Here is a 22292-nt window from a genome sequence, read left to right on the forward strand (position 1 = left end):
CGCAATTGATTCCAAAATATCTATTTTTCGCTGTGTTTTTTGTTTCACGTGAAACAGCGGGGGGCATGCGTGTTAAATCATTGTTTTCATGGATGTTTATTAACATGGTTTATGTCGGTTTAAATGGAAATAGTAGAGAGGAGGCGAACGTAATGAGTGAAAATCAAAAGGCTGACCAGGAAAGAAAAGTTGGATATGAAGGGTTTGTGCTTCTTCTTTCACTCATCTTTATTTCCATCTTTATCACGACCTCATACGAGATACCGAGCAATCTGTTACTGATCATTCTTTTTTTCATTGGCAGCGGCTATTATTCTATTAGGCTTGTGAGCAAAGGTCTGTTGAGAAAAAAGAGGGGACTTGGCTTTAAAGCCGGGTTGTTTGCCTTTGTCGTTTGGATGGCATTATCTTTTCTGTTTCATGACATTTCTTATCCATTTACTTTGGAAGGGTTATCATTTCAAATATTGATGTTTTTTCTTTTCTACATTCCTTTCTTTTTTATCTTTCAATTTGCTTTTAAGATTTCAAACATTCAAGAAAGAAAACAATAAAAAAAGCTGGAAATTCCAGCTTTTTTACTTATTCTCTTTCTCACGCTTCACCAGCATTTCCGTAATCAAATCAACCTGTTTGCTGACAGAGATCGGATCGTACGGGTAGAACGTGTCAAAGTCGTTGATAAAGACACGATTGTTTTTGACGGCGTCAAGGTTTTTCCAAATGGAAGACTGCTTGAGTTTGTCCAGCGTCTTGCTGTCGCCGTTCGGGTTATAGTCTGTTACAAACATGTAGTCGGCAGCATATTCAGGTACGACTTCCAAGGATAGTTCTTTGATGTCGCCTTTTTTGAAGATGTCCTTTTGAATCTTTTCAGGCGCTTTTAAGCCGAGCGCGTTGTACACGGCTTGGCCTCCGCGGCCGCCGTTGTCATTGAACACCCAGAATTGTCCTTTTTCTGTGTTTTCATAAATACCGAAAGTAGCCTTTTTGTCGACGACTTGAGCGATTTTTTTCCTTGCTGATTTCGATTTCTGTTCGAAATCGGCGAGGAATTGTTCAGCTTCTTCTTTAGCTCCTGCAATGTCGCCAAACATCTTAACGGTTTCCTGAACATTTTTCGCCGTATTATAAGGAATCACAACGGTCGGTGCGATTTTGGACAGTTTGTCGTAATTTTCATCGTTCATGACAACAATTAAATCAGGCTTCAGTTTCATGACTTTTTCCACATTAATTGGGTCGCCTAAATCTGTCACATCTTTCAGGCGGTCTTTTAAAAACGGATTGGAGAAAGACCACGAGCCGGAGCCGACGACATTGGCGCCGACCGTGAACAGTTCACCGGCATAAAAGTCTGTCACGATGCGCTTTGGATGTGTTGGAATGTCTACTTTTCCACGCGTTGATTGATATGTTCTTGTCGTTTCTTCAGACGCTTTTTCTTTGTTGCTGTTTGACGAATTGCCGCCTCCGCAGGCGCTGATCACGATACACAACAGCATAACTAAACCGATTATCAATAAGTTCTTTTTCACTTGACCCTCCTGTTGATATAAAGCATATGAAATTATCTAAGTGATAATGATTCGCATTATCAATGTAAATATAGCAAATGAATCCCTCTTTCGTCTATCACTTTTTTTGCTAAGTATGATTAGTGCTGTTTTGGTTAATTTGTTACTATAAACAGAAAAAGGATTGATGAAGTATGGCAGAAACGAACCCGGTGATCAAAAAACTGCAGTTCAAGGATAATGGACAGCCTGTACTGATCGTGAATCCGCCAGAGGCATACAGCGGCATCATGGCTGAATTTCAAGGCCATGTCGATCATCAGGCCGAAGCTGACCGGTACGATTTTGTTCAGGTATTCGCAGCGACCAACGCAAAGTTGCAGGCTTTAGCTAAAGAGGCTGAGCGTCATCTGGCGGAAGACGGACTGTTTTGGCTTTGCTACCCGAAAAAATCTTCGAAAGTCTACAAAGGATCGGACTGCAGCCGCGACACAGTAGCCGGACTGCTTGCGGACCAGGGCTATGAACCGGTTCGGCAAATTGCAATAGATGAAGATTGGTCTGCGCTCAGATTTCGCAAGGCGGAAAACATTAAAACGATGAAGCGCAAATTTGCCGTGACGGAAAAAGGTAAACAGCGTACAGATCAAGAATGATCATATATGTCTCTTTTCAGAGAGGCAGATGATTCAGCTTGTGAACGAAAGTACACAAAAAAGAAATAATATTATGTTCAATGCTTCACAAACTTTTTGTATAATGAATCTAATCTTTTAAAATACCATAGAAAAGAGGTATGCAGTATGAAGAAATGGGCATTTGTATCAGACTTTGATGGGACGATTTCCAAACAGGATTTTTACTGGATGGTCATTGATAAATATTTTCCGGAAGGCCGTGAATTGTTCAAGAAGTGGAAGGCCGGAGAATTAAAAGATATCGAGTTTTTGGGAACTGTTTTTGCTTCAATTCATCAAAGCGAGCAAAAAATCATTGATGACATTCATTCCATACCAATTGATGAATATGTGCCAGACTTCATTCAGCATGTCCAGAAAAACGGCGGCGATTTCTACATTTTAAGCGCCGGCACGAATTATTACATTCATTATATTTTAAAGAAATACGGGATTACAGACGTTGAGGTCTTTTCAAATAAAGGCTTTTTTAAAGAAGACAATGTTCATTTGGACATTGATGAGAATCATTGGCATTACTCTGAGCGCTATGGGATTGATAAATCAAAGGTCATTCAGAAGCTGAAAGAAGAGTACGAGACGATTTATTTTGCAGGTGACAGTGAACCGGATTCCCACCCGGCTAAATTTGCGGATGTAACATTTGCAAAGGATGCGCTTCAGGATTTGCTTCGTCAGCAGGGGGTGCCATTTGTAGCCGTTGAAACATTTGAAGACATTGAACAGTATCTTAAAGAAAAAGGGCGGATCGTCTAATGCCGCGCCAGGTTACCAGCATAGCCATTCCCGCGGTTTTGGACATTAGTGAAGGCGTGCTTGGCCGATTGGATGAGATATTGAGAAAACATCAGTTTGACAAGGCGATCATGTTTTTTGACGATTTTTCCTATCAGCAGTATGAACACTCATTAAAAGCCGCCTTTCAACATGTCAAAGTAGAAGCTGTTTTGCTGCCGTCCAACCTGGACATACAGGAGCTTTTGAAGCAGGCATTTTCAATCGGGAATTACGATGTCATCATTGCCATGGGCGGCGGGTATGTTGTCGATTGCGGAAAATACATCGCTTTTTCCAAGCGGACCCCGTTCATCAGCATTCCGACGTCGGCATCCAATGACGGGTTTGCGAGCAGCAATTGCTCGCTTCAAGTCGAAGGAAAAAAAACAACTGTGCCGGCAAGGGTTCCGTATGGAATCATAGCTGATTTGAGTATCATTCAAAAAGCGCCGGAGCACTTTATTTTGGCGGGGATCGGCGATTTGATGTCCAATATTACGGCACTTTATGATTGGGAGTTTGAAGAGTGGCAAGGGGTCAGCGATGTAAATGCGTTTGCGTCCATGCTCAGCAAGAAAGCGGTCAACAGCTTTGTCCGTACACCGATGCAGGATATTAAACAGCCGATCTTTTTAAAAGAGCTTGTCAGCTCTTTGACAATGGGAGGCATCGCCACGGAAATCAGCGGAAACAGCGCGCCGATCAGCGGTTCTGAGCACCTGATTTCCCATGCGTTGGACAAAATTGCGGAAAAACCGCAGATGCACGGCATTCAAGTCGGGGTAGCCACCTACATCATGGCTCATGTACAGGATCATCGGGCTGAGCGGATTGAAAAGGTGTTTACGAGAACAGGCTTTTTTCAATATGTGAAAACGCTGAATCTGAACAAAGATGAGTTTCGCGAAGCGATCAATTTGTCGCACACTGTCAAGCCGAACCGCTATACGTACTTGCATGAAGCCGGCTATCGCGAAAAAGCGCTTCGCATCCTTGATGAAGATCCGATTCTGCAGGAAATATTTTAAGCAGGCCAAACGGCTCGAAAAACGCCTTATTTGCTGTAAGGCGTTTTTTCCGTGGGCATCAGACGAAAATGACGGGGAAAAGCTGTGATACAATAAAGAAGGTATGGGTCATAAGTACGATGTTAGGGCTCGATTCTGATCAGGGAGAGTGTAAAATGTACAAACTAATCGCGATAGATATGGATGGAACATTGTTGAATGATCTTCATGAAGTAACAGAGGAAGTTCGGAATGTCCTGTATGCTGCAAAAAAGCAAGGCGTCAAAATCGTTCTCTGCACGGGCCGTCCTCTCGGCGGTGTAAGCCGCTATCTGGAAGAACTGAATCTAAATGAAGACGGCGATTATGTCATCGCCTATAACGGAGCGCTCGTTCAAAATACGCACACTCAGGAAGTCGTGTCAGAGCTGACGCTGGGCTATCATGATGTAAAATCGTTATATGAGCTTAGCCAAAAGCTTGATACGCCGATGCATTTTTTTGATTCTGCTTATTTATATACGCCAAACCGGGAAATCAGCCCGTATACTGTTCACGAATCATACGTCACCAAAGTGCCGCTCCGGTTCCGGACGATCGAAGAAATCCCGAAAGATCTTCTGGCGCCAAAGGCGATGTACATTGATGAACCGGAAAAGCTGGATCGGACGATCGCAGCAATACCGGAAGACGTCAAGGAACGTTATACAATGGTGAAAAGCTCGCCGTTCTTTTATGAAATTCTTCACCCTGCGGCAAGTAAAGGAAATGCCGTTCAGCAGCTTGCCGACATATTAGGCATCGCGCAAGAAGAAGTGATCTGTATTGGAGACAACGGAAACGACATGTCGATGATCGAATGGGCGGGATGCGGAGTCGCCATGGGGAATGCGATCCCTGAGGTAAAAGCTTCGGCCGATTATGAAACGCGTACGAATAACGAAAACGGCGTTGCTCACGCCATTCATGAGCTTGTATTGTCCAAATGAAAAAGCCGGCCCTTCGAAAGGCCGGCTTTTACCTATTTGCGGCGCCATGCTTCAATCCGCCAAATATGAGTCACCCAGTCTTCATAAAAAGACGGTTCATGGGAAACGAGCAAAATCGTTCCCTTGTAGTCGCAGAGCGCTTGCTTTAACGCACGCTTTGCTGATGTGTCAAGATGGTTTGTCGGTTCATCAAGAACAAGCAGATTGCTGTTTGAAAGCATCAGTTCCGCCAGCCGGACCTTTGCCTGTTCACCGCCGCTTAGCGTAGCAAGGGGCTGGCTGATATGCTTTGGCGTCAAACCGGATATCGCGAGCGTCTGCCTGATGTCTTTTTCCGATAGATCAGGAAAGAACGCCCGCAATTTTTCAAGCGGTGTATGATGAGAAGCCGGACTTTCCTGTCTGAAATAGGCGCCTGTAAATGCTGTCCTGCTGTGACGGTGCCGCTAAGAGGCTTGAGATCACCGAGCAGCGTTTTAATGAGCGTCGATTTTCCGGCGCCGTTTTCTCCGGTAATGGCGATTTTATCGCCCCGTTTTACGGTCAGAGAAAGAGGCTTAAATAATGGAACGGTGTAGCCCGCCTCAAGATTTTCCGTTTTGAGTACGGTCATCGCCGGATTTCGCCCCGTTTTAAATGAAAAGCTGGGGACATAAGAATCTGTCGGTTTTTCGATTCGCTTGATTTTGCTTAATGCTTTCTCCCTGCTTTTGGCCTGCTTCGCCTTTCGGACCCTGTTCCGGTCGATAAACGCCTCTAGCTTTTTAATTTCCCTGTGTTGTTTGGCGTATGCGGCTTCAGCCTGTGCCCTGCTTTGCACATATTCCTTCAGAAAATATTGATAGCTGCCGGAGTACCGTTTGATCGTTTGATGTTCCAGATGGAATGTCACCGTCGTGATCTCATTTAAGAAGTGTTCGTCATGTGAGATCACGAGAAAGGCGTGCTTATAGTTTTTCAAATACCCCGTCAGCCACTCAATATGGGCCGCATCCAAATAGTTGGTCGGCTCATCCAACAGGAGCACATCAGGTTCTTCAAGCAGCAGTTTGGCCAACAGGAGCTTCGTACGCTGCCCGCCGCTTAAAGCCGCGACATCCTGATCAAGCCCGATTTCCGTAAAGCCGAGGCCTTGAGCGGCATCCTCAATTTTCGTTCCGATTTGGTAAAATCCTGAACTCTCCAGTTCGGATTGGAGCTCTCCGTATCTTTTCAAAATGGCCTCCAGATTGTCTTCGGCGTCGGCCATTTTTTCGGCAAGCCGATTCAGTTGCTTTTCGATTTCAAACAGCCGGTCGTACGCTTGCTCCATGTACTGAAGGATGGTTGTGCCTTTCGTCAGCTTGGCATGCTGTTCAAGAAAGCCGGCCCGAATGTTTGGCTGCCATTCAATGTTTCCGTGATCGGGCAGAAGGCTGCCTGTCAAAATCCGCAGCAATGTCGATTTTCCGGCTCCGTTTGCACCGACAAGGCCGGCGTGTTCGCCTTTCAGCAGGCGGAACCCGGCGTCTTGAAAGATAATACGGTCTCCATATATATGGGTCAGATTCGTGACATGAACAATACTCATGGTGATTCTCTCCTTCAGGCTTATTTTTTTTGAAAAAACAAGCCATCAAAAGAGAACAGCGTGAAGCCTCGCTATCCTGTCCGGCAAAAAAAACGGGTAAGGCAAACTACACCTTACCCGATACATATTTAAAATACAGCAAGAAAGGATGTCAAATCATATCAAACTGTTCCCGAGATGGCTTGTCTAAAAAAGGGCAGACTTCTCCCGTCTTTAAGCCAATTCTCTTTTAAGAACAGTTGATAAGATTTTCATTCCTTTCCACCTCGTTTTGGTCAAATTTACCTTCACAACACATTATATGAAGCGGAGTGCCGGTTGTCAAACCGCTGCCATATGAATTGACATCGTGCAGGCAGTGTGTTATTTAATTTGTGAACAGAATCGAACGATATATGTATATCATATGAGCAAAAGAGGAGAGAGACAGATGGCTAAAAAAGAATTTAAAGCAGAATCCAAGAGATTGCTGGACATCATGATCAACTCGATTTATTCCCAAAAGGAAGTCTTTTTAAGGGAGCTGATATCCAATGCGAGCGATGCCATCGATAAAATCTACTACAAAGCGCTGACAGACGATTCACTGACGTTTAACAAAGATGATTACTACATAAAAATCTCCGCAGACAAAGAAAACAGAACGCTGACGATTGCGGACACCGGGATCGGCATGACGAAAGAAGAGCTTGAAGAACATCTTGGAACCATTGCCAAGAGCGGCTCGCTTGCGTTTAAACAAGAAAACGAATTAAAAGACGGGCACGATATTATCGGCCAGTTCGGCGTCGGTTTCTACGCCGCTTTTATGGTTGCGGACACCGTCACCGTCATGACAAAAGCCCATGGCAGCGATGAAGCGTATCAATGGGAATCAGCGGGGGCCGACGGCTATACGATCGAACCGGCTGCGAAAGAATCAGCGGGAACCGATGTCATTTTGAAGCTGAAAGAAAATACAGACGACGAAAACTATGATGAATACTTGGATGTTCATCGCTTAAAAGCGATCATCAAAACATATTCTGATTTCATCCGCTATCCGATCAAGATGGATGTCACCGTTAACAAGCCGAAAGAAGACGCTGAAAATGAATTTGAAGAAGTTCAGGAAGAACAGACAGTCAACAGCATGGTGCCGATTTGGCGAAAAAACAAAAGCGAACTGAAAGATGAAGAATACGAGGCGTTTTATACGGAAAAGCGTTACGGTTTTGACAAGCCGCTCGCTCACGTCCATACAAGCGTGGACGGCGCAGTGAGATATCATGCGATTTTATTCATCCCTGAAAATATTCCGTTCAACTACTACACGAAGGAATTTGAGAAGGGTCTTGAACTGTATTCGAACGGTGTGCTGATCATGGAAAAGTGTCCGGACCTGCTGCCTGACCACTTCAGCTTTGTCAAAGGAATGGTCGATTCAGAAGACTTATCGCTCAACATTTCGAGGGAGATGCTCCAGCATGACAGGCAGCTGAAGCTGATTGCCAAAAACATCAGCAAAAAAATCAAGAATGAGCTGAAAAGCTTGCTGAAAAATGACAGAGAAAAATACGAGTCTTTTTATCAATCGTTTGGCAGACAGCTTAAATTTGGGGTATACAATGATTTTGGAGCTCATAAAGATATGCTGAAAGACCTGCTGCTTTTCTATTCATCAAAAGAGAAAAAGCTGGTCACCCTTGATGAATATGTATCCAGAATGCCTGAAGATCAAAAATACATTTACTATGCGTCAGGCGACTCGTATGACCGAATTGAAAAGCTTCCTCAAACCGAGCTGGTTTCGGAAAAAGGGTATGAAATCCTTTATTTCACCGAGGACATCGATGAGTTCGCCATCAAAATGCTGGCGAATTATCAAGAAAAAGAATTCAAGTCGGTATCCAGCGGCGACCTCGGAATCGAAAACGATGATGAGCAAAATCAATCAGACGGGGACGACAGCCAATACAAAGACCTTTTTGAAGAGATGAAAAAGACCCTGGATGGAAAAGTGAAAAGCGTAAGGGCGTCAAAACGGCTGAAGACACACTCTGTATGCCTTGCCGCTGACGGAGAAGTCACCATCGAGATGGAAAAAATCTTAAACGCAATGCCTGACAACCAGCACGTAAAGGCTGATAAAGCATTGGAAATCAATACAAATCACGAAGTCTTCAAAACACTGCAGGATGCTTTTGAAAACGACAAAGATAAATTCAAGCTGTACACCGGCATCCTGTACAACCAGGCGCTGCTGATAGAAGGCTTGCCAATCGAAGACCCCGTTGAATTTACGAATGATATATGCAAAGTGATGGCATAAAAATAAAAAAGATACATCTCAGCTTTAGGCGAGATGTATCTTTTTTTGATGTTAATGTTTCACAACTTCCTGTCCCCGCACATTCCATGTCATCGCAAAGATGAGTGCTGCGATTGCACATGAAGCGGTTAAGAGCGTAAAGCCCGCATTCCAGCCGGATGCATCGACGATAACACCCATCAGCGCATTTGCCGTCAAGGTTCCGCCCAGGTATCCGAACAGACCCGTCAATCCTGCAGCCGTACCTGCCGCTTTTTTCGGAACAAAGTCAAGTGCCTGAAGACCAATCAGCATAACTGGACCGTAAATGAGGAATCCGATCGCGATCAATGATGCCATGTCGATCATCGGATTGCCGGCTGGATTGAACCAGTATACAAGCACCGCGATCAAAACACCTACCATAAAGACAAAGCCTGCCGGTCCGCGGCGCCCTTTAAACCATTTGTCAGAGATCCAGCCGCAAAGCAATGTCCCCGGAATCCCCGCCCATTCATACAGAAAATAAGCGACACTTGATTTGCTCATATCAAAGCCTTTTTCTTCGCTTAAATAGGTTGGCGCCCAATCCAGAACGCCGTAGCGGACGAAGTACACGAAAATGTTGGCAAGTGCGATCGCCCACACCCATTTATTATTTAATACATATTTAAAGAGGATTTCTTTCGTTGATAATTCCGTTTCAAATGTTTTCTTCGACTTGCTTGAATAATCGTTGCGGTATTCCTCGATTGGAGGCAGTCCGACAGACTGCGGCGTATCCCGGATCAGCCAGTAAGAAATGACGGCAACGGCGATGGCGACCAAGGCGGGCAAAATAAATACGCCTTCATAGCCTGTAGCAGATCCCGTAATGCCTGAGAAGATGGCGACGCCGGCAACGGCTATAGGCGCCATCAGTCCCCCGCCGACATTGTGGGCGACATTCCATATGGCTGTTTTATTTCCCCTTTCGCTGACGCTGAACCAGTGGACAAGGACGCGTCCTGACGGCGGCCACCCCATGCCTTGGAACCAGCCGTTTAAGAACAGCATGATAAACATAATGGCGATCGATGAGGTGAAGAAAGGAACAAACCCCATCAACAAGCTGATGACAGCGGAAAGGATCAAACCGGCGGGCAGGAACATCCGCGGATTGCTCCGGTCTGATATCGTGGCCATCACGAACTTGCTCAGCCCGTAAGAGATGGATAGAGCGGATAAGGCAAAGCCGAGCGCCGACTTTGAAAATCCCTCTTCGATTAAATAAGGCATGGCAAGTGAGAAATTTTTGCGAATTAAATAGTATGCCGCATAACCGATGAAGATGCCGAGAAAAACTTGCAGTCTGAATTTCTTATATTCCGAATCAATTTGATCGTCCGGCATCCGCTCAATCGGCGGTGCTGGTTTAAACAGTTTTAACATGGTATACCCCTTCTTTATTCATTTACTTCTTTTCACGTAAAACATCGCGCAGCCGGTCCGGAAAGTTGGTGAACATTCCGGTCGCTCCCCAATCGAGCAGCCGCTTCATATCTTCTTTTTCATTCACGGTATAAGGATGGACCAGCATGCCGGTGCTTCGAATTTTTTGCACGTATGCCCGGTCAATGCGTTCAAAGTTCATGCCGAGTCCGACGCTGTAAGATTGATATTGTTTTAATTCGGCGTCAGTAATGGCAGCCGGTTTGTCGTACCATAATAATTGCACAAGCGGAATGTTTGGATTAGCGTTATGAATGATTTGTAAGCTTTCAGGACTAAAAGATTGAATGATGACTTTGCTTGAATGAATGTTTGCCCCGGTCAGTTTGTATTGCTTCAGAATGTCCAGGAGCTTTTCTTCCATATGATCATAGTCTTCCGGTGATTTTGTTTCGATATAGTAGCGCGCGCTTCTCCCGAATGTTTGGATGATTTCTTCCAGGGTAGGCACTTTCAGCCCAACGTACTCCGTTTTTGCCCGCTCAGGATATGCTTCGTTAAACCAGGAGCCTGCATCAAGCTGTTTGATTTCTTTCAGCGTATAGTCTTTGACAAAACCCGTACCATTGGTCGTGCGATCCAATGTCTCATCGTGCATGGCGACCAAATGTCCGTCTTTTGTCATTTGAAGATCGATTTCTATGTAATCGCCTTTCATTTTTTGCCCAAGCTTATAAGCCAAAAGCGTATGTTCGGGAGCATGACCCGATGCGCCGCGGTGTGCGACATTTAATAGCTGACCCGGATTGAGCTGCGGCTGGGAATGGCTTGCGGCCTCCGCATGCCCGCTGAGTCCAAAACCGGCGGCAACGATTGCAGCTGTTATAAGGAAGATGCTGCGGACAAGTTTTTTCATCAAATGATTTCCCCTTTCAAGTCGGTATGCAGAATGTTGGTTTCCGGTTTTTTTCGCCTCCTTATGTGACGAATAAAAAGAGAGATCCACAAAAAAACCCCTGGCACAAGAGGGTCTTATTGTGAATCTCCCATTCTCCGTCACTTGTATTAACTTCTTTCCTATCATACCAAAAATGGAAGCGCTGTCAATATGATTTTAAAAATAAAGAAACCTATCTTTTAAGATAGGTTTCCTGATTATTTAGCGGGCGAACAGCCGGTCGATGAAATCAATGTCCTCTTGAGACAGATTGACTTCTGCCGTTTTGAGGTTGTCGATCAGCTGATCTGCGCGTTTGGCGCCCGGGATCAACACATCGATTTCAGGTCTTGCCAAGTACCAGGCCAAGACGATATGGGCGATGTCAACATTGTGTTTTTCCGCGATCGGAGCAAGCTGGTTCACTTTTCTAATGTTTTCTTTGAAGCGTTCGCCTTGGAAGTTTTCCATTTCTCTTCTCAGGTCGCCTTCCGGGAACGTTGTATCTTCGCTGTATTTTCCGGCGAGCAATCCGGAGACAAGCGGGAAGTAAGGAACAAATGAGATGTTATGCTCCTGTGTATACGGGAAGAATGTCGCCTCAGCTTCCCTGTTCAGCAAGTTGTATTCGCCTTGGAGCACATCCACCAATCCGTCTTTGTTCGCTTCTTTCAGCTGCTCAAGCGAAAAGTTGGATACCCCGATCGCTCTGATTTTGCCTTCCTGCTTCAGTTTATGGAGCGCTTGAACCGCTTCGTCTTTCGGCGTGTTCTCATCAGGGAAATGGATATAGAAAAGGTCGATGTAGTCAGTTTGCAGACGCTTCAGACTTTCTTCAACGGACTTTTTCAAAAATGCAGGGGAGTTGTCAAAGACAAAATCGTCGCCTTCTTTCTTATGGGCGGCTTTTGTCGCAATCACGACATCCTCGCGGTTGAATTCTTTGAGGACTTCGCCGATTAATTCTTCGGAACGGCCGATGCCGTATATGTAGGCGGTATCTAAAAATGTGACGCCGTTTCTGATCGCTTCCCGCACCAATTCTTTTCCCGTTTCTTCATTGAGATTCGGATAAAGGTTATGTCCTCCGACGGCATTGGTTCCCAAACCAATCGGGAATACGTGCAAATCTGATTTGCCAACTTTAACTTTTTTCATTGGATTCCCCTCCTGAAATGATATGTTGATCAATAAACTTGGCCGGCCGCTTGGATACAGCCGGTCAAGGGTGTCCACTTCAACTATACATGTTTTGCCAAATGGATTTCAATGTTGCGCTCTTTACAGTACTCGTGATATTCCTCATCCAGCGCCTGAGATGTGACGATCGCGTGCAATCTGTCAAACGGCGCGTACGTCAGCAAGGTCGACTTCCCGAATTTGGAATGGTCGGCCAGCAAGTATACTTGTTTTGCTTTTTCGGATATTTTCTTTTTAATTTCATATTCAAGCAGATCGGAGTTCGTCAGTCCATGGGTAAGTGTTGCTCCTGTTGCCGACATGAAAGCTTTATTAATATTATATTTATCCAATGTTCCTGGATCATCCATGCCGACGAAGGACTGCGTTTTCCGTTTGTAGTTGCTGCCGATGATGATCAAGTTTATATTTTGCATCGCGGCAGCAGCGTTGATAATGTCGAGGCTGTTCGTTAAAACGGTTACATTTTTATTTGGATCAAGAGTTTCCAATATGGATTGAGTCGTTGTGCCGGAATCGATAAAGATCAGGTCATGGTCTTCAATAAAGCGTGAAGCGTAGTGCGCGATTTTCATCTTGGCATCCTTGTTTTGAATGGTTCTGTTTTCAAATGGGATTAAGGCCGTTTTTTCGATCGCCGTTACGCCGCCGTAGACTTTTTTTATGACTCCTTTCTCGGTCAGCTTGTTAATGTCGCGTCTGACCGTGTTTTTGGAAACATTAAAGACCTGGCAAAGCTCATCAAGCGAAACGGTGCCATTGGTCAAAATATATTCTTCCATTTCTTTGATCCGCATTAACTTCATACCAAGTATCTCCTTCTAGTATATTTGGCTAAATATATATAATAAACCCAAAAGTTAACCAATAATTGCTTAAAAAATGATAACATTAGTGGCTGTTTTTTGCAAGATTTGTCCTGTTTCTTTTTATTATACAATGTTTTTCTAAATCATTTTAAGGTTTCCTATAAATCTTACAAAAGAAAAATTTAATGATTTTGATTGACTTATGGGTAAGACCGGATTAGAATATAACCAAGAAGTGACCAAAACGTGATAAAGTTGAGAAATTTCTGAGTGTAAACGTTTTATTGCGTTGCGGTTCTTTTGATAAAATCATCGTTCTATTCATTAATTTCTTTTGTAAGCGTTTAATTCCTGTTTTTTGCGAAAATCCGTTATGCACTGAAGAGCCGTTCGGCATTCATACATAATGGCTGGAACCTGCCCCATCTGTACCAGGAGATGTTTAATATTCAAGGAGGTTATAAGAATGGCAGAAATCAGAAAGTTAAGAAACTATATTAATGGAGAATGGGTTGAAAGCAAAACCGACAAATACGAAGATGTAGTCAATCCTGCGACGAAAGAAGTGCTTTGCCAGGTGCCGATTTCGACGCGCGAGGATATCGAATACGCAGCGCAAACAGCGGCTGAAGCGTTTAAGACATGGTCAAAAGTAGCCGTTCCGCGCCGGGCAAGAATTCTATTTAACTTTCAGCAGCTTTTGACTCAGCATAAAGAGGAGCTCGCCCACCTCATCACGATTGAAAACGGAAAAAACACGAAAGAAGCGTTGGGCGAAGTTGGACGCGGCATCGAGAATGTCGAGTTTGCAGCTGGAGCGCCATCCCTGATGATGGGAGATTCACTTGCTTCAATTGCAACCGATGTTGAAGCGGCGAACTACCGTTACCCGATCGGAGTCGTCGGCGGAATTGCCCCATTTAACTTCCCGATGATGGTACCGTGCTGGATGTTCCCGATGGCCATTGCGTTAGGAAACACATTTATTCTGAAACCTTCCGAGCGGACGCCGCTCCTGACGGAAAAGCTTGTTGAACTGTTTGAAAAAGCCGGACTTCCTAAAGGGGTCTTCAATGTCGTATACGGTGCTCATGATGTAGTAAACGGCATTCTCGAACACCCGGAAATTAAAGCGATTTCATTCGTCGGTTCAAAACCGGTCGGAGAATATGTCTATAAAAAAGGAAGCGAAAACCTGAAACGCGTTCAATCGCTGACAGGCGCTAAAAACCACACCATCGTTCTGAACGATGCCAATCTTGAAGACACGGTAACAAATATTATCGGCGCTGCTTTCGGATCTGCCGGCGAACGCTGTATGGCATGTGCAGTAGTGACGGTTGAGGAAGGGATCGCAGATGAATTCATGGAGAAATTGGTTCAGAAAGCATCTGAAGTCAAAATCGGAAACGGACTTGACGACGGTGTATTCCTCGGACCTGTCATTCGCGAAGACAACAAGAAACGCACACTCGGCTATATACAAAAAGGAGTTGAAGAGGGTGCGAGACTTGTCTGCGACGGACGTGAAAATGTGACAGATGAAGGCTATTTCGTCGGCCCGACAATCTTTGACAATGTCACAACTGATATGACGATCTGGAAAGACGAGATTTTTGCTCCTGTATTGTCAGTCATCCGTGTGAAGAACTTGAAAGAAGCGGTTGACATCGCCAACCAATCCGAATTTGCAAACGGCGCATGTTTGTTCACATCGAATTCGAATGCGATCCGCTATTTCCGTGAAAACATTGATGCGGGAATGCTCGGTATCAACTTGGGCGTACCGGCTCCGATGGCATTCTTCCCGTTCTCAGGATGGAAGTCTTCGTTCTTTGGCACATTGCATGCGAACGGAAAAGACAGCGTCGATTTCTATACGCGCAAAAAGGTCGTCACTGCAAGATATCCGGCGCCTGACTTCAATTAATTGTGAAAAAAACGAGCGGCGCGGTTCCCGCGCTGTTCGGATCATGTTTCAAGTTTGAAAAGGAGGCTTTATCCATGAGTCATTTGTTGCGCAAGCCGCAGGCGAATGAGCTGTCACAAGGCGTGAAGCTTGTACACGAAGTGAAAAAATCGAATTCGGATCTCAGTTATGTCGAGTTTAAAGTCCTTGATCTCGCACCGGGATCCAGCTATGAAGAATCGCTGAGCAAACAAGAATGCTGCATCGTCGCGCTTACCGGAAAGATTACCGTAACCGATCATGAACAGACATTTGAAAATATCGGCACGAGAGAAAGCGTTTTCGAAAGAAAGCCGACCGACAGCGTGTATGTGTCAAATGACCGCAAGTTCGGCATTACCGCGGTTACAGAGGCAAGAGTTGCCCTGTGCTATTCCCCTTCTGAAAATCAGCTGCCGACGAAACTGATCAAAGCTGAAGACAACGGTATTGAAAACCGCGGGAAATTCAGCAATAAACGAACCGTTCATAACATACTTCCGGATTCAGATCCTTCAGCGAACAGCCTTTTAGTCGTCGAAGTCTACACTGAAAGCGGAAACTGGTCCAGCTATCCGCCGCACAAGCATGATCAAGACAACCTGCCTGAAGAGTCCTTTTTAGAAGAAACATACTACCATGAACTTGACCCGCAGCAAGGCTTTGTATTTCAGCGCGTCTACACAGATGACCGTTCTATCGACGAGACGATGACTGTTGAAAATGGAAACGTTGTCATCGTGCCGGCCGGATACCATCCTGTCGGGGTGCCTGACGGATACACATCCTATTATTTAAACGTGATGGCAGGGCCGACGCGGAAATGGAAGTTTCATAACGACCCTGACCATGAATGGATTTTGGAACGCTAACAATAAGGCAAGGAGAGGCTGTTGAAGATGAAGTATACGTTTAATGAAGAGAAAGAATTTGACATTGTAGCGATCGGCCGCGCATGTATCGATTTAAACGCAGTCGAATACAACAGACCGATGGAGCAGACGATGACATTTTCAAAATATGTCGGCGGCTCCCCGGCTAATATTGCAATCGGCAGTTCCAAATTAGGATTGAAGACCGGCTTTATCGGCAAGATTCCGGATGACCAGCACGGCAGATTCATCGAAACCTATATGAGAAATACGGGTGTCGATACGTCACAAATGGCGGTCGATAAAGACGGACATAAAGCGGGGCTTGCTTTCACAGAAATTTTAAGCCCTGAAGAATGCAGCATTTTAATGTACAGGGATGATGTTGCAGATCTTTACCTTGCCCCTTCTGAAGTGAACGAAGACTATATTGCAAAATCGAAGATGCTTCTTGTGTCAGGTACGGCGCTGGCTAAAAGCCCTTCCCGCGAAGCGGTGCTGAAAGCCGTGCAGCTGGCGAAAAAGCATCAAGTGAAAGTGGTCTTTGAGCTTGACTATCGTCCATATACGTGGACATCTGCGGAGGAAACGTCCGTTTACTATACGCTTGTTGCCGAACAATCAGACATTGTCATCGGAACGCGTGATGAGTTTGATGTAATGGAAAATAAGAGCGGCGGCAGCAATGAAGAATCTGTTCAGCATTTGTTTGCACATTCCGCAGATCTTGTCGTTATCAAGCACGGTGTCGAAGGTTCATATGCATACAGCAAATCCGGAGACATCTTCCGGGCGAAAGCATACAAAACGAAGGTCTTAAAAACGTTTGGAGCGGGGGATTCATACGCTTCCGCTTTCCTCTACGGACTCGTTTCAGGCAAAGATATTGAAACTGCGCTGAAATACGGAAGCGCTTCTGCATCCATTGTTGTTTCCAAGCACAGCTCATCTGAAGCGATGCCGACAGTCGCCGAGATTGAAGAGCTTATCGCGGCTCAGTCTTAAATGAAGAATATGAATAAAGGTGGGATCGTTTGTGGGCAAGAAAATACGTTTAACCACAGCACAAGCGTTAATTAAATTCTTAAATCAGCAGTACATCCATGTAGATGGTGAAGAAACACCGTTTGTCGAGGGGATCTTTACGATTTTCGGCCATGGGAACGTCGTTGGCATCGGCCAGGCGCTTGAACAGGATGCGGGTCATTTAAAGGTGTTTCAAGGCAAGAATGAGCAGGGAATGGCACATGCCGCAATGGCTTACAGCAAGCAGATGCTGAGGAGGAAGATCTATGCTGTATCAACATCAGTCGGACCGGGAGCAGCTAACCTTGTGGCCGCCGCAGGTACGGCGCTTGCGAACAATATTCCGGTTCTCTTGATTCCGGCTGATACATTTGCAACGAGACAGCCTGATCCTGTTCTTCAGCAAGTAGAACAGGAATACAGTGCGGCGATTACGACGAACGATGCTTTGAAGCCTGTTTCGAGGTATTGGGACCGGATTACGCGCCCTGAACAGTTGATGAGCAGTCTGATTCGCGCTTTTGAAGTGATGACAGATCCTGCAAAAGCGGGTCCTGCAACGGTTTGCATTTCTCAAGATGTTGAAGGGGAAGCCTATGATTTCGATGAAAGCTTTTTTGAGAAACGCGTTCACTATATTGACCGCAAAGAGCCGAGTGAGCGTGAATTGAAGGGAGCGGCAGAGCTGATCAAGTCGAGCAAAAAACCGCTCATCTTGGTCGGCGGCGGAGCGAAATATTCCGGAGCGCGCGACGAACTGATCGCCATGTCTGAAGCGTACAATATTCCGCTGGTGGAAACCCAGGCCGGAAAATCTACAGTGGAAGCTGATTTTGCCAACAACTTGGGTGGAATGGGCATCACAGGTACGCTAGCGGCAAACAAAGCGGCTCGCGAGGCTGACTTGATCATTGGAATCGGCACGCGCTATACCGACTTCGCGACATCATCAAAAACCGCTTTTGACTTTGACAACTCAAAGTTTTTAAACATCAATGTCAACAGAATGCAGGCATATAAACTGGATGCTTTCCAAGTCGTTGCCGATGCAAAAGTAACACTCGGCAAGCTGCACGGTTTATTGGAAGGCTATAAGAGCGAATTCGGTTCGATCATCAAGGAGCTGAAAGACGAGTGGCTTGCTGAGCGTGACCGTTTGAGCAAGGTAACATTTAAGCGTGAAAACTTCACACCTGAAATTAAAGATCATTTTTCTCAAGAAATACTCAACGAATACGCGGATGTGCTGCAAACCGAACTGCCGCAAACAACGGCATTGCTCGCCATCAATGAAACAGTTGATCCGGACAGCGTCGTCATTTGTTCAGCAGGCTCTTTGCCGGGGGATCTGCAGCGGCTGTGGCATTCAAACGAACCGAATACGTACCACTTGGAATACGGCTATTCCTGCATGGGATATGAAGTATCGGGAACACTCGGCTTGAAATTGGCTCATCCTGATAGAGAGGTTTATTCACTGGTCGGAGACGGAAGCTTCCTGATGCTCCACTCAGAGCTCATTACAGCAATTCAATATAATAAAAAAATCAACGTGCTGCTCTTTGACAACTCAGGATTCGGCTGTATCAACAACCTGCAAATGGACCATGGAAGCGGCAGCTACTTCTGCGAATTCAGAACAGCAGACAATCAGATTCTCAATGTCGACTACGCGAAAGTGGCCGAAGGGTATGGAGCAAAAACCTACAAAGCGAACACGATTGAAGAATTAAAAGCGGCGCTTGAAGATGCCAAAAAACAAGATGTCTCAACATTGATCGAAATGAAGGTGTTGCCGAAGACGATGACGGACGGCTATGACAGCTGGTGGCACGTAGGTGTTGCAGAGGTTTCCGAACAGGAAAGCGTGCAAAAGGCGTATGAAGCAAAAGAAAAAATGCTGAAATCTGCAAAGCAGTATTAAAGGAGGCACCAGGATGGGCAAGACACAAATTCTATGGGGCATCGCCCCCATAGGGTGGCGGAACGATGATATTCCGGAAATCGGCGCGGGAAACACACTTCAGCATTTGTTGAGCGACATTGTTGTTGCAGGCTTTCAAGGCACAGAAGTGGGCGGCTTTTTTCCGGAACCGGCCATTCTCAATAAAGAGCTCGAGCTGCGAAATCTAAGGATTGCCGGCAAGTGGTTCAGCAGCTATATCATTCGGGACGGCATTGAAGAAGCAGCCAAGGAATTTGCGGCTCACTGCCAGTACTTGAAAGACGTCCATGCCGATGTTGCGGTCGTATCAGAACAGACGTACAGCGTGCAGGGCCTGAATAAAAACGTGTTTAAAGAAAAACCTTATTTCACCGATGAAGAATGGCAGCGGCTATTTGAAGGGTTAAATCACCTCGGGGAAATCGCCGGCCGGTACGGCCTGAAGCTTGTCTATCATCATCACCTCGGCACAGGCGTGCAGACAGAGGAAGAGGTTGACCGGCTCATGGCGGGAACTGACCCGGCCCTCGTGCACCTTCTGTATGATACTGGGCATGCCTACATTTCAGATGGAAATTATATGAACATACTAGAGAAGCATATGGACCGTATTGGCCACGTTCATTTTAAAGACGCGCGCCACAAGATCATAGAGAAATGCAAGCGGGAAGGAAAATCGTTCCAACAGGCGTTTTTGCAAGGGATGTTCACTGTTCCAGGCGATGGCTGCATCGATTTTAGAGAAGTCTATCAAACGCTATTAAAGCACGGCTATTCCGGCTGGATCGTTGTGGAAGCCGAGCAGGATCCCGATGTTGCCAACCCGCTTGAATACGCATTGATCGCCAGAAAGTACATCGATCGTCACTTGTTGAATGTCCCAGCAACCAATTAGGGGGGCTCTAAATTGAGCAATGGAAGTGCAGCAGTCTCACCATTCAATAAACGAACCGTCGCAGCAGCTTTGGCAAATTACATTGATGCAGGCTCCATTGTCGCAGGATCGGCAGGATTATCTTTATGGGTCAGTTACCTAAAGCTTTCTGATACACAGATCGGACTGCTCGGCGCGTTTAGCGCCAACGCCATCTCAGCGGCAATCGGAGCGCTGCTCGGAGGCTTTTTGGCCGACAAGATTGGCCGAAAGGCTGTCTATACGAACAGTATGCTGGTTTATGCACTGGGGATTTGTTTAGTATTGTTCGGCACCAGCTTTCCCTTTTTGTTAAGCGGTTACATTATTATCGGTTTATCGGTAGGAGCTGATATTACGGCTTCCTGGACGATCATCGCGGAGAACGCACCTAAGAAAAACAGGGCCCGTCATTGCGGTGTTGCGCAGGTCGCATGGGCGGCGGGAGCGGTGGTGGTCCTGCTGCTGTCGGTCCTCCTCGGTGATATAGGCTTATTGGGCAATAAAATCGTGTTTGGGCATTTGCTCGTTATCGCACTGATCACATATGTTCTGCGAAAAAGGCTGCCGGAATCCGATGCCTGGCAGGGTCAATCCGAATCGGCTCAAGCCGTCAGGAAGCCGAAGGCGTCTTATCTCGATTTGCTTCAGCCTAAGTATTTGAAAAGCATTTTATTTTTAATGGGCGTGTACTTGGTTTGGAATCTGGCTGCAGGTGTCATGGGGTTTTTTATGCCTTACATTTATCAGCAGGTCGGCGATGTGTCAGCGACCATGGCAAACATTTTGCAGATGGGGCTGTTTATTTTCACCGGGCTTGGCGTCGCTTTTATCTTCATGCCGTTTGCAGACAAATACAGGAAGACAGTGTTTGGGATCTCCGCATTTGCAGCGGTGATCGGCTGGTCATTGTTTCTGCTTCCGGCAGAGGGCATGCCGATCCTCATCCTCTTTATCGTGATGATCGGCCTAAACAATGGGGCCGGGCAACAGGCCAATTATCAATTATGGGCGAGTGAAATTTTCCCGACGGAATATCGCGCATCTGCACAAGGATTGATGTTCTTCCTCGTTCGTATTTCAATCGGGGCTTGGAGCCTTTTCGTTCCAATGATCATCTCGAATTTTGGAATTGCATTTATGGCGGCCATTCTCCTTGGATGTGTAACGGCCAGCATGCTCATCGGGCTCTTTTTTGCACCGAATACATCCGGTAAGTCGCTTGAACAAATTCAGGAAGAGCTGTATGGGACTCCTCCGGCTCAAGCTGGGCAAGTGCAAACAAGAAAAATTATGTAATTATTTTGAAGGAGTGGCTATCAATGAAATTACGCATTGGTGTTATTGGTACAGGAGCAATCGGAAAAGAACACATCAACCGCATCACGAATAAATTAGCCGGCGGCGAAATTGTCGCGGTCACCGATGTAAACCAGGAGGCAGCTCAGCAAGTTGTAACAGACTACAGCCTGAATGCAAAGGTCTACCCGGATGACGACAGTCTCATCGCAGCCGAAAATGTAGACGCAGTCTTAGTCACAAGCTGGGGACCGGCACATGAATCAAGCGTTTTGAAAGCGATTAAAGCGAACAAATTCGTATTTTGCGAAAAGCCTCTGGCGACGACTGCGGAAGGATGCATGCGGATCGTCAATGAAGAAATCAAAGCGGGCAAACGTCTCGTTCAAGTCGGCTTTATGCGCCGTTATGACAGCGGTTACGTACAGCTGAAAGAAGCGATCGACAACCGGGTCATCGGCGAGCCTCTCATGATCCACTGTGCGCACCGCAACCCGGTTGTAGGCGACAACTATACGACAGATATGGCTGTTGTCGATACGCTTGTCCATGAAATAGACGCCCTGCACTGGCTGATCAATGACGATTACGAATCCGTTCAGGTCATTTATCCGAAAAAATCGAAAAACGCGCTCCCTCATTTGCGTGATCCGCAAATCGTCATCATCGAAACGAAAGGCGGAGTCGTGATCAATGCGGAAATCTATGTCAACTGCAAATACGGCTACGATATCCAGTGTGAAATCGTCGGAGAAGACGGAATCGTGAAGCTTCCTGAACCATCAAGCATCTCTCTCAGAAAAGACGGCAAATTCTCGACGGATATTCTCATGGATTGGCAGCGCCGCTTTGTAGACGCTTATGATGTAGAAATCCAAGATTTCATTGACTCGATCCAACAGAAAGGCGAGGTCAGCGGGCCGACTGCATGGGACGGCTATATCGCCGCCGTGACGACGGATGCCTGCGTAAAAGCTCAGGAATCCGGACAGAAAGAACCTGTGGCGCTTCAAGAGAAACCGAAATTCTATCAAACGTTTACAACTGTTCAAAAATAAAAACTT

The 22292-nt window shown here is 45.9% G+C and carries 18 protein-coding genes and 1 pseudogene; 13 read left to right on the top strand and 6 right to left on the bottom strand.

Going from position 1 to position 22292, the window contains the following annotated elements; genetic code table 11:
• Positions 1–152: 152 nt before the first annotated feature.
• The gene (locus M1D90_RS00530; protein ID WP_020453559.1) at positions 153–554 is read left to right on the top strand and encodes a hypothetical protein; all 402 of its coding nucleotides are present in this window, start codon (positions 153–155) and stop codon (positions 552–554) included.
• Positions 555–578: 24 nt separating this feature from the next.
• Here the strand turns inward: M1D90_RS00530 and M1D90_RS00535 are convergent, their stop codons facing one another.
• Positions 579–1538, bottom strand: coding sequence for an iron-hydroxamate ABC transporter substrate-binding protein (locus tag M1D90_RS00535; protein ID WP_144497503.1), 960 nt, complete (start codon positions 1536–1538; stop codon positions 579–581).
• A gap of 173 nt (positions 1539–1711) precedes the next feature.
• Here M1D90_RS00535 and M1D90_RS00540 point away from each other — a divergent pair, with 173 nt between their 5' ends.
• The 4 genes from M1D90_RS00540 to yidA all read left to right on the top strand — a co-directional run bounded on the left by M1D90_RS00540 (position 1712) and on the right by yidA (position 4988).
• Positions 1712–2173, top strand: coding sequence for a hypothetical protein (locus M1D90_RS00540; protein ID WP_020453557.1), 462 nt, complete (start codon positions 1712–1714; stop codon positions 2171–2173).
• A gap of 147 nt (positions 2174–2320) precedes the next feature.
• The gene (locus M1D90_RS00545; RefSeq protein ID WP_020453556.1) at positions 2321–2971 is read left to right on the top strand and encodes an MtnX-like HAD-IB family phosphatase; all 651 of its coding nucleotides are present in this window, start codon (positions 2321–2323) and stop codon (positions 2969–2971) included.
• Positions 2971–4020: an iron-containing alcohol dehydrogenase family protein gene (locus M1D90_RS00550; protein ID WP_026580381.1), complete on the top strand. Its 1050-nt coding sequence runs from the start codon at positions 2971–2973 to the stop codon at positions 4018–4020. The genes M1D90_RS00545 and M1D90_RS00550 overlap by 1 nt, the downstream gene beginning before the upstream one ends.
• Before the next feature lie 155 nt (positions 4021–4175).
• The gene (yidA, locus tag M1D90_RS00555; protein WP_456283060.1) at positions 4176–4988 is read left to right on the top strand and encodes a sugar-phosphatase; all 813 of its coding nucleotides are present in this window, start codon (positions 4176–4178) and stop codon (positions 4986–4988) included.
• Between the two features lie 32 nt (positions 4989–5020).
• On the opposite strand, the pseudogene M1D90_RS00560 reads toward yidA, so the two are convergent.
• Positions 5021–6558: pseudogene (locus M1D90_RS00560) on the bottom strand (ABC-F family ATP-binding cassette domain-containing protein).
• Between the two features lie 430 nt (positions 6559–6988).
• Between M1D90_RS00560 and htpG the strand changes: the two are divergent.
• Positions 6989–8869 (top strand): molecular chaperone HtpG, encoded by a 1881-nt coding sequence (htpG, locus tag M1D90_RS00565; RefSeq protein ID WP_020453552.1) that lies wholly within the window; start codon positions 6989–6991, stop codon positions 8867–8869.
• A gap of 51 nt (positions 8870–8920) precedes the next feature.
• Here the strand turns inward: htpG and glpT are convergent, their stop codons facing one another.
• The 4 genes from glpT to M1D90_RS00585 form a co-directional block, all read right to left on the bottom strand.
• Entirely contained in the window at positions 8921–10279 is a 1359-nt protein-coding gene (gene glpT / locus M1D90_RS00570) for a glycerol-3-phosphate transporter (protein ID WP_020453551.1), read from the bottom strand.
• Positions 10280–10301: 22 nt separating this feature from the next.
• Positions 10302–11195 (bottom strand): glycerophosphodiester phosphodiesterase, encoded by an 894-nt coding sequence (locus M1D90_RS00575; RefSeq protein WP_456283061.1) that lies wholly within the window; start codon positions 11193–11195, stop codon positions 10302–10304.
• Positions 11196–11438: 243 nt separating this feature from the next.
• Positions 11439–12374 (bottom strand): aldo/keto reductase, encoded by a 936-nt coding sequence (locus M1D90_RS00580; RefSeq protein WP_456283062.1) that lies wholly within the window; start codon positions 12372–12374, stop codon positions 11439–11441.
• A gap of 83 nt (positions 12375–12457) precedes the next feature.
• Positions 12458–13222, bottom strand: a complete 765-nt coding sequence (locus M1D90_RS00585; RefSeq protein WP_025810534.1) for a DeoR/GlpR family DNA-binding transcription regulator — start codon at positions 13220–13222, stop codon at positions 12458–12460.
• 469 nt (positions 13223–13691) lie between these two features.
• On the opposite strand from M1D90_RS00585, the gene iolA reads away from it, so the two are divergent.
• The 7 genes from iolA to M1D90_RS00620 all read left to right on the top strand — a co-directional run bounded on the left by iolA (position 13692) and on the right by M1D90_RS00620 (position 22286).
• A complete protein-coding gene (gene iolA, locus M1D90_RS00590) occupies positions 13692–15155 on the top strand; it encodes a methylmalonate-semialdehyde dehydrogenase (RefSeq protein WP_020453547.1) in 1464 nt (487 codons plus the stop codon).
• Between the two features lie 74 nt (positions 15156–15229).
• A complete protein-coding gene (iolB, locus tag M1D90_RS00595; RefSeq protein ID WP_020453546.1) occupies positions 15230–16045 on the top strand; it encodes a 5-deoxy-glucuronate isomerase in 816 nt (271 codons plus the stop codon).
• 27 nt (positions 16046–16072) lie between these two features.
• Positions 16073–17050, top strand: a complete 978-nt coding sequence (gene iolC / locus M1D90_RS00600; RefSeq protein ID WP_095323585.1) for a 5-dehydro-2-deoxygluconokinase — start codon at positions 16073–16075, stop codon at positions 17048–17050.
• 31 nt (positions 17051–17081) lie between these two features.
• Positions 17082–18995, top strand: coding sequence for a 3D-(3,5/4)-trihydroxycyclohexane-1,2-dione acylhydrolase (decyclizing) (gene iolD, locus M1D90_RS00605; RefSeq protein ID WP_025810536.1), 1914 nt, complete (start codon positions 17082–17084; stop codon positions 18993–18995).
• Between the two features lie 13 nt (positions 18996–19008).
• Positions 19009–19911 carry a myo-inosose-2 dehydratase gene (iolE, locus tag M1D90_RS00610; RefSeq protein ID WP_216919123.1) on the top strand — a complete coding sequence of 301 codons (903 nt, stop codon included), beginning with the start codon at positions 19009–19011 and terminating at the stop codon, positions 19909–19911.
• Between the two features lie 12 nt (positions 19912–19923).
• Positions 19924–21228 carry an MFS transporter gene (locus M1D90_RS00615; protein ID WP_020453542.1) on the top strand — a complete coding sequence of 435 codons (1305 nt, stop codon included), beginning with the start codon at positions 19924–19926 and terminating at the stop codon, positions 21226–21228.
• Between the two features lie 23 nt (positions 21229–21251).
• Complete coding sequence (locus M1D90_RS00620; protein WP_020453541.1) at positions 21252–22286, top strand: Gfo/Idh/MocA family protein; 1035 nt, start codon at positions 21252–21254, stop codon at positions 22284–22286.
• Positions 22287–22292 lie beyond the last annotated feature (6 nt).

The sequence above is a fragment of the Bacillus sp. JZ34 genome, from assembly GCF_053903205.1.